This is a genomic window from Stenotrophomonas veracruzanensis, assembly GCF_032911525.1.
GTDB lineage: Bacteria > Pseudomonadota > Gammaproteobacteria > Xanthomonadales > Xanthomonadaceae > Stenotrophomonas > Stenotrophomonas africana.
The window spans coordinates 25,598-39,377 of sequence record NZ_JAWJTI010000037.1; the positions used below are offsets into that span (position 1 = coordinate 25,598).

Consider the following 13,780-nt stretch of genomic DNA (forward strand, 5'->3'; position numbering starts at 1 on the left):
CAGCCGATCAGCGCTTCTCGAACACCGCGATGCTTTCCACGTGTGCGGTGTGCGGGAACATGTCCATGGCACCGGCGCTGACCAGGGTGAAGCCCTGTTCGTTGACCAGATAGCCGGCATCGCGTGCCAGCGAGCCCGGATGGCAGCTGACGTAGACGATCCGCTTGAACTGCTTCAGCGGCAGCTGCTGCAGTACTTCGATCGCGCCCGAGCGCGGCGGGTCCAGCAGCAGCTTGTCGAAGCCCTGGCGCATCCAGGGGGTGCTGCGCTGGTCCTGGGTGAGGTCGGCGCTGAAGAACTGCGCGTTGGCCAGGCCATTGCGCTCGGCATTCTCACGGGCACGCGCGACGAGGCCGGCATCACCTTCCACACCCACCACTTCGCGCACGCGGCGGGCCAGCGGCAGGGTGAAGTTGCCCAGGCCGCAGAACAGGTCCAGCACGCGCTCGTCCTCACCCGGTTCCAGCAGGTCCAGGGCGTGGGCGATCATCTTCTCGTTGAGCTTGGCGTTGACCTGGATGAAGTCCAGCGGACGGAACGCCAGCTCTACATCCCACGGCGCAAGCCGGAACGACAGCGGCACACCCTGCCCGTCCAGCGGCTGCACGGTGTCCACGCCACCGGACTGCAGGTAGATCACGAAGCCGTGCTGCTGGCCGAAGGCGGCCCAGGCCGCACGATCGGCGTCGCTGAGTGGCTGCAGGTGGCGCACGGTCAGGACCACGGCCTGGTCGCCGGCAATGAACTCGATCTGCGGGATATCGCGCTTGCCATCGAGCGATTCGATGAAGGTGGACAGCGCCTCGACCTTGGTGCCGATCTCCGGGATCACGGTCAGGCACTGGCTGAGGTCGGCGACGAAACGCGGATCCTGTTCACGGAAACCGACCAGGGTCTTGTCCTTCTTCTCGACCCGACGCACCGAGAAGCGGCCCTTGCGCCGGTAGCCCCAGCTCTCGCCGACCAGCGGCGCCAGCACGGTACCCGGCTTCACGTGGCCGATGCGCTCCAGGTTGTCCATCAGCACGCGCTGCTTGGCCACGATCTGCTGGTCTTCATCCAGGTGCTGCAGCACGCAGCCGGCACAGGTGCCGAAGTGCGGGCACTTCGGGGTCACGCGCTGCGGCGAGGCCTGCAGTACTTCCACCGTGCGCGCTTCGTCGAAATGGCGGCTGCGGGCGGTCTGTTCGGCCATGACCACTTCACCCGGCAGGGCGCCGCTGACGAAGGTGACCTTGCCGCCCTCGCCTTCACGGCGGGCGACGCCGCGACCATCATGGCTGAGGTCGAGGATCTCGGTCTGGAACGGGGTACGGTCGGTGCGGGAGCGGGATCGGGCCACGTGGCAACAGGCTGCGGGCAAAAATGGGGGCGTATTGTCGCAGATCCTGACCGGCAGGGTCCGGACCCGCTTGCGCCCGCCGCCGCCGTGCTTGATGATTGGGGTCAGCTGACATGGAGGCAGCCCTGATGCAGATGACCCCGCGGGCCAGCCGGCCCCGCTTCCTGCTTGTCGAGGACGACATCATCAGCCGCGGTTTTTTCAAAGCGGCGTTGGAAACGTTACCGGCGGACGTGGACACCGCAGATTCACTGGCCAGTGCGCTGGCGAGCGCCGAGCCCGGCGCGCATGACCTGTGGCTGATCGACGTCAATCTACCCGACGGCAATGGCGCGCAGCTGCTGCGCGAGCTGCGCCGTTCACACCCCGATACCCCGGCGTTGGCGCATACCGCCGACGGCGATACCTCGATCCACGCGCGCCTGCGCGAGGCAGGCTTCAGCGACACGCTGGTCAAGCCGCTGGGGCGCGACCAGCTGCTGAAGGCGGTGCGCCGCGCACTGGTCAACAGTCCGGCCGGGATCGTCATGGCCCAGGCGCCGGCCGCGGTCGAGCTGCAGGTACAGGACTGGGACGAGACGGCGGCGCTGGCTGCGCTGAATGGCCAGCGCAACCACCTGATCGCGCTGCGCGAGCTGTTCCTGGCCGAGCTGCCGGGCGTACGCGACGCGGTCGAGCAGGCGGTGGACCAGCATGACGAGCGCCAGCTGCGCAGCCAGTTGCATCGGCTGCAGGCGAGCTGTGGTTTCGTGGGTGCGGCACGCTTGGCCCGTGCGGTGCGCCAGTTGCATCATGCGCCCGAGTCCGGGCAGGCCCAGGATGGGTTCCGCGACGCGGTGGCGGCCCTGCTGCATTGAGGGTTTTTCGGCAGGGCTGCGCCCTGCACCCGCAGAGGCTTCAAGCCAAGGCAACAGCAAAAGCAAAAGCTGGCATTCCGTGGGGTGGCGGGGCGGTATCGGAGTGCGGGGACGCCGTAAACCCGTCCATGGGGGCTTGGCAGCCGCATCCATGCGGCTGACACCCCGCACTCCGATACCGCCCCACCTCTGACAGTTTTCCGCGATCGGGTAGATCCACGCCATGCGTGGATGAATTTCTGTCAGATATCGAAATCAATCTGGGGTCGGGTCCGGTTGAGGGGGCGTGAGCCGCATGGATGCGGCGACCGAGCTTACATGGACGTACTTGCAGCGCCCCCCTCAACCGGACCCACCCCGCCTCCACACGGATAGCCAGCTTCTGCCGTTGACGTTGACGTTGATTCGGCAGGTGCAGGGCTGCAAGCCCTGCCGAACATCCCCTACCTGCGGGGTGCGAGCTGCTCGAGCATTTCCCAGGACTTCAGTCCGCGCGGCCCGAGGTGATGGGCCAGCACCCGCCGCATCGGCAGACGCAGGCTGGCCAGGTCGGCCGCATCGGGCTCTTCGTCCGCCGCCAGCGCCAGCAGCGCCGAGCCAGTGGCGGCCGCCCGGCGTTCCCCACCGCGCTCGCTCAGCAGGCGTTGCGCGCCTTCCTGCGGGTCCAGTTCATAGCGCGCGGCCGGGTCGATCGGCTGTCCATCGCTCGCGCTGTCCAGATCGAAACCCAAGCCCAGCGCGGACAGCAGCTCGCGTTCGAAGCGACGCAGCGTCCAGGCCAGGCCGGCGCCCACGGCCAGCCGCGCACGTGCTTCGCCGTAGGCCAGGTACAACTCGGGCAACGGGTCCTGGCGCGGGGCCAGGCGCAGGGTCAGTTCACTCAGGTAGAAGCCGGCCAGCATCGCCTGGCCGACCAGGCGTGGGGCCGCGTCCAGCGCTTCCGCGCCGCGCAGCTGGGCCAGTTCCCCCCGCTGCAGGGCACTGAAGCGGATCCACTGCAGCGGCTGCAGGGCCGCGCGCAGCACCTGGCCCTTGGCCGTGGACACGCCACGCGCGAGCAGGCCGATGCGGCCATGCTGCGCGCTCAACACTTCGACCAGCAGGCTGGTCTCGCGGTAGGCCCGTGCGTGCAGCACGAAACCGGTGTCGTCCTCGATCATCATCGAAGCGACCGCGACGGCTTACTCGTAACCGAAGGCCTTCAGCGCGGCCTCGTCGTCAGACCAGCCTTCACGCACGCGCACCCAGGTCTCCAGGAACACCTTGGCCCCGAACAGACGTTCCATCTGCAGGCGGGACTTGGCACCGATCTCCTTCAGCCGGGTGCCGCCCTTGCCGATCACGATCGCCTTCTGGCCCTCGCGCTCGACCCAGATCACCGCACCGATGCGCAGCAGGTTGCCATCTTCGGTGAAGCGCTCGATTTCCACGGTGGTGGCGTACGGCAGTTCCTCGCCAAGCTGGCGCATCAGCTGCTCACGCACCAGCTCGCCGGCCAGGAAACGCTGGCTGCGGTCGGTGATCTCGTCTTCGCCGAACATCGGCGGCGCTTCCGGCAACAGCGCCAGTACGTCGCGTACCAGTGCTTCCAGGCCGTTGCGCTTCTGCGCCGAGATTGGATGCACGGACGAGAAATCGCGGCCGGCCGTAACTTCCTGCAGGAACGGCAGCAGCGCGCCCTTGTCCTTCAGCCGGTCGATCTTGTTGACCACCAGCACCACCGGGATACCGGCGTCGCGCAGTACATTGAAGGCCAGGCTGTCTTCTTCGTCCCAGCGACCGGCTTCGATCACCAGCAGGCCAGCATCGACGCCTTCCAGCGAGCCGCGCGCGGCGCGGTTCATCACCCGGTTCATCGCCCGCTTCTGCACCTTGTGCAGGCCGGGGGTGTCGACCAGCACCAGCTGGCCTTCCGGATAGGTGGCGATGCCCAGCAGGCGATGGCGCGTGGTCTGCGGTCGGTTGGAAACGATGCTGACCTTGGCGCCGACCAGGGCATTGGTCAGGGTCGATTTGCCCACGTTCGGGCGGCCGATGACGGCCACGCTGCCGCAATGATGGGAAGTTTGTTCGCTCACTTGGAATCCAGTTGTTCTAGGACGGCCGCAGCCGCCTGTTGTTCGGCGAGCCGCCGCGAGGCGCCTTCGCCCTCGGTGCTGGCGGCCGGGTCGGCTACGTTGCAGCGTACCCGGAAGTGCTTGGCGTGGTCGTCACCGGATTCTGACACCAGTTCATACTGCGGCAACGCCTTCTGTCGGGCCTGCAGCCATTCCTGCAGGCGGGTCTTGGGATCCTTCTCGGGCCGGCCGGAGGCCGGCAGTGCCTCGATCGACGCGCTGAACCAGGGCAGTACCACCGCCCTGCAGGCCTCGAAGCCGGCATCCAGGTAGATCGCGGCCACCACGGCTTCCACAGCGTCGGCCAAGATCGAGTCGCGGCGATGACCGCCGGACTTCATTTCGCCCGGGCCCAGGGTCAGCCGCTCGCCCAGTTCCAGGGTGCGCCCGATCACCGCCAGCGCGCCTTCCCGCACCAGCTCGGCACGGGCGCGGGTCATCGCGCCTTCGTCAGCCTTGGGCCAGCGTCGGTACAACGCCTCGGCCGCCATCATGTTGACGATGCTGTCACCGAGGAACTCCAGGCGCTCGTTATGCGGCGCACCGGCACTGCGATGCGTCAGCGCCTGCTTGAGCAGGGCCGGGTCGCTGAAGGCATGACCGATCAGGTCGCCACGTTGGATGAATTTACTGGGCACCGCTTCGTGTCAGGTCCTGGGAGGAATCGAATTTGCCAACCACATCGAGGTTGCCGATCAGCTGACGGCGCACTTCATAGTTGACCTTGAGCGTCCAGCCATTGTCGCGACGGTCGAACTTCACGTTGGCCGGCTTCACGTTGTCCGAATAGTTGATGTACAGGCGCTTGAAGAACAGGTCCTGGATCCGCGCCGGCTCCATGCTGCCCACACCCGGCTCGTTGGCCAGGCTCTTCATTGCCGAGCGCACCGCGTAGTACTCCTGGTACATCGGGAACAGCTTCATGCCGATGTAGAGGAAGAAACCAACCACGATCAGGACCGTCAGGAACGAGGTCAGGGTCATGCCACGCTGCGTGTTCATCGTCTTCATTGCGTTCTCCCCAGATACGCGTTGGATGTGAAATTACCCGGTTGATGCCCGGTCAGTTGATGCTCGAGCCGATCCGCGACGGCTCGAAGCCATCCTTGCAGAACCAGCCCTGGCAGTTCAGCCAGATCAGGAAGGCCTTGCCGCGCAGGTTCTCTTCCGGCAGCAGGCCCCAGAAACGGCCATCGTCGCTGTTGTCACGGTTGTCGCCCATCACCAGGTACTTGCCGGCCGGCACGGTCCACTGGCCCTGGCCACGCGGGTAGTCGGTCTCCAGCACGGTGTGGGTACGGCCCGGCAGGTGCTCGACCAGCAGGTTGGCGCCCTCGCCCTGGCCCTTGTGGCCGGCGTAGATGCCCTTGTTGTCGTACTTCAGCGGTTCGCCGTTGAGGATCATGCCGTCGCCTTCGAAGACCACGGTGTCACCCGGCACGCCGATCACGCGCTTGATGAAGTTCTCGCCCTTTGCCGGGTCGTTGTCGCTATGGCCGGGGAAGTGGAACACCACCACATCGCCACGCGACGGCTCGCCAAACGGCACGATCTTGGTGTTGCTGATCGGCAGGCGCAGGCCGTAGGAGAACTTGTTGACCAGGATGAAATCACCGATCAACAGGTTAGGCATCATCGAGCTGGACGGAATCTTGTACGGCTCGGCGATGAAACTGCGCACGATCAGCACGATCGCCAGCACCGGGAAGAACGCACGCGAGTAGTCCACCAGCACCGGCTCGGAATCGAGCAGGCCCGCGCGCTGGGCGCGACGCTTGGCAAAGTACAGCTTCTCGCCAAGCAGGATCAGGCCCGAGGCCAGGGTCAGCACGACCAGGAGGATCTCAAACAGTTTCATTCAGGGTCCTTTGCAACGTCACCAGACGACCGGCCCCGCAGGGCCGGTGCGGGCTTACTTGTTGTCCATCTGCAGCACGGCCAGGAACGCTTCCTGCGGGATCTCCACACGGCCGACCTGCTTCATGCGCTTCTTGCCTTCCTTCTGCTTTTCCAGAAGCTTCTTCTTGCGCGAAACGTCGCCACCATAGCACTTGGCCAGCACGTTCTTGCGCATCGCCTTGACCGTGGTACGGGCGATGATCTGCGAGCCGACGGCGGCCTGGATGGCCACGTCGAACATCTGGCGCGGGATCAGGTCCTTCATCTTCTCGCACAGCTCGCGGCCGCGGCGGTCGGCATGGCTGCGGTGCACGATCAGCGACAGCGCATCGACCTTGTCGCCGTTGATCAGCACGTCCACGCGCACGAACGGACCCGCGTCGAAGCGCACGAAGTGGTAGTCCAGCGAGGCATAGCCACGGCTGACCGACTTCAGCTTGTCGAAGAAGTCCAGCACCACCTCGGCCATCGGCAGTTCGTAGCTGATCTGCACCTGGCTGCCCAGGTAGTTGATGCCGATCTGGCTGCCGCGCTTTTCTTCGCACAGCTTGATGATGTTGCCGATGTACTCCTCGGGGGTGAGCACGTTGGCACGGATGATCGGCTCGCGGATCTCCTCGACCTGGTTCACCGGCGGCAGCTTGGCCGGGTTGTCCATGTTGATGATCGAGCCATCGGTCTTCAGGACTTCATACACCACCGTCGGCGCGGTGCTGATCAGGTCCAGGTTGTATTCGCGCTCCAGGCGCTCCTGCACGATTTCCATGTGCAGCATGCCGAGGAAGCCGCAGCGGAAACCGAAGCCCATCGCCTCGGAGCTTTCCGGCTCGAAACGCAGCGCGGCATCGTTCAGGCGCAGCTTGTCCAGTGCTTCGCGCAGGTCCGGGTAGTCCTCGGCATCGACCGGGAACAGGCCGGCGAACACGCGCGGCTGCATTTCCTGGAAGCCCGGCAGCGGCTTCGGTGCCGGGTCGCCGGCCAGGGTCAGGGTGTCGCCGACCGGCGCACCATGCACGTCCTTGATGCTGGCGGTGACCCAGCCCACTTCACCTGCACGCAGTGCCGGCAGCACCTTGCGCTTCGGGGTGAACACGCCGACGTTGTCGACCTGGTGGTTGCGGCCGGTGGACATCACCTGCAGCTTGTCACCGGCCTTGATCTCGCCCTGCATCACGCGCACCAGCGAGACCACGCCCAGGTAGTTGTCGAACCAGGAGTCGATGATCAGCGCCTGCAGCTTGTCGGTGTCGCGCGGCTTCGGCGGCGGGATGCGATGCACGATCGCTTCCAGCACGTCCTGCACGTTCAGGCCGGTCTTGGCACTGACCGGCACGGCGTCGGAGGCGTCGATGCCGATCACGGCCTCGATCTCGGCCTTGGCGCGCTCGATGTCGGCGGTGGGCAGGTCGATCTTGTTGATCACCGGCACCACTTCCAGGCCCTGCTCCACGGCGGTGTAGCAGTTGGCCACCGACTGCGCTTCCACGCCCTGGGCCGCATCGACCACCAGCAGCGCGCCTTCGCAGGCGGCCAGCGAGCGGCTGACTTCATAGGAGAAGTCGACGTGGCCCGGGGTGTCGATGAAGTTCAGATGGTAGGTCTGCCCGTCCTTGGCCAGGTACGGCAACGACACCGACTGCGCCTTGATCGTGATGCCACGCTCACGCTCGATCGGGTTGGAGTCGAGCACCTGCGCTTCCATCTCGCGGGCCTGCAGGCCACCACAGAGCTGGATGATGCGGTCGGCCAGCGTGGACTTGCCGTGGTCGACATGGGCGATGATGGAGAAGTTGCGGATGTTCCGCATCGAATCAGAAGACATAGGTGGCGGCGGCGCGCGGCGTCGTCAGGGTAACGGTCGATTATCGCACGCCCGGCGGCCCACCGCGAAAACAGCCTGACCGGCCCGGGCCCGGAATGGCCGAAGCCCCGCCGGGGCGGGGCTTCGGGGTGATCGGCGGGGCCGCCGGACCGGCCCGGGCAGGCCTTACTGGCCGGCCTTCACAGCCACGAACGCGCTGTTGCCATTGCCGGTACGCACCAGCAGCATCACCACGTCGTCCTTCTTGTAACCGGACAGCGCGCGGTTCAGGCCATCCACACTGCCGACCGGAGTGCGGCCGACCTGCAGGATCACCATGCCCGGCGACAGGCCGGCATCACGCGCCGCCTGGCCCTTGACCCCGGTGATGCGCACGCCCTCGTTGCCGTCCAGGCCGAACTGCTTGCGCTGCGGTGCGGTCAGGTCGCTGACGTCCAGGCCCAGCAGGGCATTGGCGCCGGCCTGCGGTGCCGCATCGGGCTTGGCCGTGGCCGCCGCGCGAGCGTTGCCCTGGCCGTCGTCGCTCAGTGCGGTCAGCGTGGCGCTGAGGTCACGGGGCTTGCCGTCGCGGATCACACCCAGGGTGACCCGGCTGCCCGGCGCCATCGCGCCGATCAGCGGCGGCAGGTCGGACCAGCTGTTGACCTGGTTGCCATTGACCGAGCGCACCACGTCGCCGATCTGCACGCCGGCCTTCTCGGCCGCACTGCCGGGCACGATCTGGTTGACCAGCGCGCCACGGCTGTCCGGCAGCCCCAGGCCCTGTGCCTTCAGCGAATCGATCGGTTCAACCACCGCGCCGAGCTGGCCACGGGTGACCTTGCCGCTCTTCTTGATCTGCTCGACCGCGCTCATCGCCAGGTCGATCGGGATCGCGAAGCTGATGCCCATGTAGCCGCCGGAGGCGGAGAAGATCTGCGAGTTGATGCCGACCACTTCGCCACGGGTGTTCAGCAACGGACCGCCGGAGTTGCCCTGGTTGATCGCCACGTCAGTCTGGATGAACGGCACATAGCGCTGGTCCGCACCACCGGTGCTGCGGCCCAGTGCGCTGACGATGCCGGCGGTGACCGAATGATCGAGACCGAACGGCGAGCCGATTGCGACGACCCACTGGCCGGGCTTCAGCGTGTTGGAATCTCCCACGCGCACGGTCGGCAGGTTCTTGCCTTCGATCTTCAGCAGGGCCACGTCGTATTGCTGGTCGCTGCCCACCACCTTCGCCTTGAACTCGCGGCTGTCGCCCAGCTTGACCTTCACCTCGCTGGCATCGGCCACCACGTGGTAGTTGGTCAGCACATAGCCATCAGGCGAGATGATGAAGCCCGAGCCCATGCCGCGGCCCTTGATGCTGGGACCACCGTCCTGGCCACCGGGACCCTGCCCCGGCATCGGGAAGTCCGGGCCGAAGAAGCGGCGGAAGAACTCCGGCATGTCATCGTCGCCCCCCATCGGGCCCCGCGAGGCCTGGCGGTTGTTGCGGACGATGGTGGTGTCGACATTGACCACGCCCGGCCCGACCTGTTCGACCAGATTGGTGAAGTCAGGCAGGCCCGTGACCAGCGGCTGCGCCGGCGCCCGCGCTGCTGCAGCTGGCGCAGGCTGGGTCTGCGCGACAGGCGCGGGGGCCTGTGCGCAGGCCACCAGGGGAAGGGTCAGGGCCAGCAGACCCATGGCCTGCGTGCGGAGTCGGGGAGTCATCGGACGGCAACCTCCGGATCGGGTGGAAAGAGGAGTACGGGCCCCGCCGACGGCGGGGCGTGAAAGCGCCCGGCTCAGTCGCGCGGGCGCGGCGGCACCGGCAGGTCATCCTGCAGGCGCGGCTCGAACGGGTAGAACGCGGCCCCCCCGGCATGGGCCGGGAAGCTGGCATTGAGCGCGCCGCCGGCAGCGGGCGCCAGGCTGGAACGCGGCCACGGCCGGGCCTGCAGTCCGCCCACCTCGCCGAACGGCAGGTTGCGGCTGGCGTTGGCCGGCACGGTCGGGGTCAACGGCGCCGGCGCTGCGGCGATGGCCCGTTGCGGGGCTTCGTCGCGCTGGGCGGCACGCGCAGCCTGCTGGGTACGCGTGGCGCTGGCACGGCGGCCGTCCTGGCGGCGGCTGGAGGCGGCCATCGCCACGGCCGGCGCAGCAGCCACGGCCATCGCGGCCGTGTCCACCGAAGCCTCGGTAACCGGGGCCGGCGCGGTTGGCGCCGGCGCCAGTTCCGCCTGGCTGGCGATCACCTGCGGCGCCAGCGGTTCACCCGGCGTGGACTCCTTCAGTTTCTCGCCGCCGATGAACAGCGCGACGGCGGCAACCGAGGCGGCCAGGGCGGCACCACCGCCCCACGCTCGCCAGCCCGTACGACGTACCTGGCGGCGCGGCTCGGCCTGTGGTGCGGGTTCGGCCGCGATGGCGGCAGCCACGGCAGCACTGAATCCGGCCGGTGCCAGCGCCGGGGCCTGCCCGCGCATCACATCGCCCAGCAGCTGCCAACGTTCCTGGCAACCCGCCAGTTCGGGATCGTGTTCCATGCGACGCAGCAGGAAGCGCGCCTCATCGGCACCCAGCTCGCCATCGACCAGGGCCGACAGCTGTTCGCGGTGGCGCTGGTCCAGGCGCTGCCCGGCGGGCGATTGGTGGTTCTGCGATTCGTTGAACGGATTACTGGTCATACGCGGCTCTTCTCACGGGTGGCGCTGCCGATGTCCAACAGCGGCCGGAGTTCGGTGTCGATCGCCTCGCGCGCCCGGAAGATCCGTGAACGCACGGTGCCGATCGGGCACCCCATTTTCTGCGCGATATCCTCGTAACTCAGGCCTTCCACCTCGCGCAGGGTGATCGCCAACCGGAGCTCTTCCGGCAGCGCGTTGACGGCCTTCATCACAGTCTGTTCCAGTTCCTGGCGCATCAACTCGCGTTCGGGGGTGTCGGTGTCGCGCAGGCGCGTCCCGCTGTCGAACTGTTCGGCATCACCGATGTCGATGTCATCGGTCGGCGGTCGGCGATTGTGTGAAGCCAGGTAGTTTTTGGCGGTATTCACGGCGATTCGATGCAACCAGGTTGAGAACTGGGCATCGCCACGGAAACTTCCGATCGCGCGGTAGGCACGGATGAAAGTGTCCTGGGCGACGTCCTGACATTCGCTCCAGTCGGCGATGTAGCGACCGACCAGGGCCACCACGCGATGCTGGTACTTGCGCACCAGGACATCGAACGCGGCGCTCTCGCCGTGCTGCACGCGCCGGACCAGTTCCAGATCCAGCTCCTGAGGTGTATCAACATCGGCCATGAGGGGCCGCACTCCTGTCAGCCCAACCGACGTCGGGCAATGAGACTGCCAATCCCGGGAAAAGTTCAGTCGCCGATCACCTGGCGCCGCACCAGCTTTTAACCACCGTTCCGTTAGCGTTCCGGTCCACGGCCATGGATCCGGGGTCGCCACTCCCCTGCTATTGGGATTTGACGCGGGGGAAACAACCTCTGGATCATAGCCGCTTCTCCATACACAACCGGATGGAACGTCCATGCTCTCAGGCTTCGATGGTCTCCGCTTCAGCCACTGGCACCCCGAGATCCGCGACGACGGCGTGGTGGTTCTCTCCCTGGATCGTCAGGACAGCAGCGTCAATGCCATGTCGCAGGATGTGCTGCTGGAACTGGGCGACCTGCTCGAGCGCATTGCACTGGACCCGCCCAAGGGCGTGGTGATCCAGTCGCTGAAAAAGGCCGGCTTCATTGCCGGTGCGGACCTGAAGGAGTTTCAGGAGTTCGACCGCCGCGGCACCGTCAACGACGCCATCCGTCGTGGCCAGGCCACTTACCAGAAGCTGGCCGAGCTGCCCTGCCCGACCGTGGCGGCCATCCACGGCCACTGCCTGGGTGGCGGCACCGAGCTGGCGCTGGCCTGCCGCTACCGCGTGGCCTCCAATGACAGCAGCACCCGCATCGGCCTGCCGGAGACCCAGCTGGGCATCTTCCCGGGCTGGGGCGGCAGTGCGCGACTGCCGCAACTGGTGGGCGCACCGGCGGCGATGGACATGATGCTGACTGGCCGCACCCTGTCGGCCTCGTCTGCGCGCGGCATCGGCCTGGTCGACAAGGTGGTGGCACCGGCGGTGGTGCTCGACACCGCCGTGGCGCTGGCCCTGTCCGGCACCACGCGCCCGTTCAAGCAGCGCGCGACGGCCTGGGCCACCAACACCTGGCTGGCACGCACGCTGCTGGCGCCGCAGATGGTCAAGCAGGTCGCACGCAAAGCCAAGAAGGACCAGTATCCGGCGCCGTACGCGCTGATCAGCACCTGGCAGCGCAGCGGCGGCAAGCCGATCCAGGCCCGCCTCGACGCCGAACGGCGCGCGGTGGTGAAGCTGGCCAGTACACCGACCGCGCGCAACCTGATCCGCATCTTCTTCCTGACTGAGCGCCTGAAGGGCCTCGGTGGCGGCGATTCCGGCATCCGCCATGTGCATGTGGTGGGCGCCGGCGTGATGGGCGGCGACATCGCGGCGTGGGCCGCCTACAAGGGCTTTGAAGTGACCCTGCAGGATCGTGAGCAGCGCTTCATCGACCCGGCCATGGAACGCGCGCAGGCACTGTTCGCCAAAAAGGTGCGCGACGAGAGCAAGCGCCCCGCCGTGGCCGCGCGCCTGCGTGCCGATCTGGAAGGCAACGGCGTGGCCGAGGCCGACCTGGTGATCGAAGCGATCATCGAGAACCCGGAAGCCAAGCGTGCGCTGTACCAGACGCTGGAACCGAAGATGAAGCAGGACGCGCTGCTGACCACCAATACTTCGTCGATTCCGCTGGTGGAACTGCGCGACCACATCCAGCGCCCGGCACAGTTCGCTGGCCTGCATTACTTCAACCCGGTCGCGCAGATGCCGCTGGTGGAAATCATCCACCACGACGGCATGGCGCCGGAGACCGAGCGCCGTCTGGCCGCGTTCTGCAAGGCGCTGGGCAAGTTCCCGGTGCCGGTGGCCGGCAGCCCGGGCTTCCTGGTCAACCGCGTGCTGTTCCCGTACATGCTGGAAGCCGCCACCGCGTATGCCGAGGGCATTCCGGGCCCGGTGATCGACAAGGCCGCAGTGAAATTCGGCATGCCGATGGGCCCGATCGAACTGATCGACACCGTGGGCCTGGACGTGGCCGCCGGCGTCGGCCGCGAACTGGCGCCGTTCCTGGGCCTGCAGATTCCGGCCGCGCTGCAGACGGTGGAACCGGACAAGCGTGGCAAGAAGGATGGCCAGGGCATCTACACCTGGGAAAACGGCAAGCCGAAGAAGCCGGACGTGGCCAGCGATTATCAGGTCCCGGCCGATCTGGAGGACCGCCTGATCCTGCCGCTGTTGAACGAAGCGGTGGCCTGCCTTCACGAAGGCGTGGTGGCCGACGCGGACCTGCTGGATGCCGGCGTGATCTTCGGTACCGGTTTCGCACCATTCCGCGGTGGTCCGATCCAGCACATCCGTGCGGTCGGTGCCGATGCGATCGTCGAGCGGTTGAAGTCGCTGCAGCAGCGCCATGGCGACCGTTTCGCCCCGCGCCCCGGCTGGGACAACCCCGCCCTGCGCGAACCAGTGGTTTGAGTTTATCGGCCGGGCCTGCGGCCCGGCACCCGCAGAGGCAACCGCCGAAGCAAAAGCCAGAGCCAGAGCCAAAGCGGCTCTGGCTTTTCTGTTTGTTGGGCGGGGCGGTGTCGGGTTGCGGGGACGCCGTAAACCCGTCCTTGGGGGCTTGGCCGCGGCATCCATGCCGC

12 protein-coding genes are annotated in these 13,780 nt (G+C 66.9%); 2 read left to right on the forward strand and 10 right to left on the reverse strand.

The features are described 5' to 3' along the window. Positions 1-7: 7 nt before the first annotated feature. Positions 8-1,342 (reverse strand): 23S rRNA (uracil(1939)-C(5))-methyltransferase RlmD, encoded by a 1,335-nt coding sequence (gene rlmD, locus R1H25_RS17285; protein ID WP_317224186.1) that lies wholly within the window; start codon positions 1,340-1,342, stop codon positions 8-10. Between the two features lie 128 nt (positions 1,343-1,470). On the opposite strand from rlmD, the gene R1H25_RS17290 reads away from it, so the two are divergent. Next, positions 1,471-2,199: a response regulator gene (locus R1H25_RS17290; protein WP_049444940.1), complete on the forward strand. Its 729-nt coding sequence runs from the start codon at positions 1,471-1,473 to the stop codon at positions 2,197-2,199. A gap of 443 nt (positions 2,200-2,642) precedes the next feature. Here the strand turns inward: R1H25_RS17290 and recO are convergent, their stop codons facing one another. The 9 genes from recO to rpoE form a co-directional block, all read right to left on the reverse strand. Next, entirely contained in the window at positions 2,643-3,362 is a 720-nt protein-coding gene (gene recO, locus R1H25_RS17295) for a DNA repair protein RecO (protein ID WP_049445571.1), read from the reverse strand. 18 nt (positions 3,363-3,380) lie between these two features. Then, entirely contained in the window at positions 3,381-4,277 is an 897-nt protein-coding gene (era, locus tag R1H25_RS17300; RefSeq protein WP_010482823.1) for a GTPase Era, read from the reverse strand. Continuing rightward, positions 4,274-4,954 (reverse strand): ribonuclease III, encoded by a 681-nt coding sequence (gene rnc / locus R1H25_RS17305; protein WP_032129847.1) that lies wholly within the window; start codon positions 4,952-4,954, stop codon positions 4,274-4,276. Before rnc ends, era begins: the two co-directional genes overlap by 4 nt. Next, a complete protein-coding gene (locus R1H25_RS17310) occupies positions 4,944-5,327 on the reverse strand; it encodes a DUF4845 domain-containing protein (protein WP_010482821.1) in 384 nt (127 codons plus the stop codon). The genes rnc and R1H25_RS17310 overlap by 11 nt, the downstream gene beginning before the upstream one ends. A gap of 52 nt (positions 5,328-5,379) precedes the next feature. Beyond that, a complete protein-coding gene (gene lepB, locus R1H25_RS17315; protein ID WP_049445569.1) occupies positions 5,380-6,174 on the reverse strand; it encodes a signal peptidase I in 795 nt (264 codons plus the stop codon). 54 nt (positions 6,175-6,228) lie between these two features. Then, complete coding sequence (gene lepA / locus R1H25_RS17320; protein WP_032129849.1) at positions 6,229-8,022, reverse strand: translation elongation factor 4; 1,794 nt, start codon at positions 8,020-8,022, stop codon at positions 6,229-6,231. A gap of 180 nt (positions 8,023-8,202) precedes the next feature. After that, positions 8,203-9,738, reverse strand: coding sequence for a DegQ family serine endoprotease (locus tag R1H25_RS17325; protein ID WP_317224187.1), 1,536 nt, complete (start codon positions 9,736-9,738; stop codon positions 8,203-8,205). A gap of 74 nt (positions 9,739-9,812) precedes the next feature. Then, the gene (locus R1H25_RS17330) at positions 9,813-10,694 is read right to left on the reverse strand and encodes a sigma-E factor negative regulatory protein (protein ID WP_317224188.1); all 882 of its coding nucleotides are present in this window, start codon (positions 10,692-10,694) and stop codon (positions 9,813-9,815) included. Next, on the reverse strand, positions 10,691-11,311 hold the full coding sequence (gene rpoE / locus R1H25_RS17335) for an RNA polymerase sigma factor RpoE (RefSeq protein WP_010482816.1): 621 nt from the start codon (positions 11,309-11,311) through the stop codon (positions 10,691-10,693). Before rpoE ends, R1H25_RS17330 begins: the two co-directional genes overlap by 4 nt. A 235-nt stretch (positions 11,312-11,546) precedes the next feature. Here rpoE and R1H25_RS17340 point away from each other — a divergent pair, with 235 nt between their 5' ends. Continuing rightward, positions 11,547-13,610 (forward strand): 3-hydroxyacyl-CoA dehydrogenase NAD-binding domain-containing protein, encoded by a 2,064-nt coding sequence (locus tag R1H25_RS17340; RefSeq protein ID WP_317224189.1) that lies wholly within the window; start codon positions 11,547-11,549, stop codon positions 13,608-13,610. The last annotated feature ends 170 nt before the right edge of the window (positions 13,611-13,780 follow it).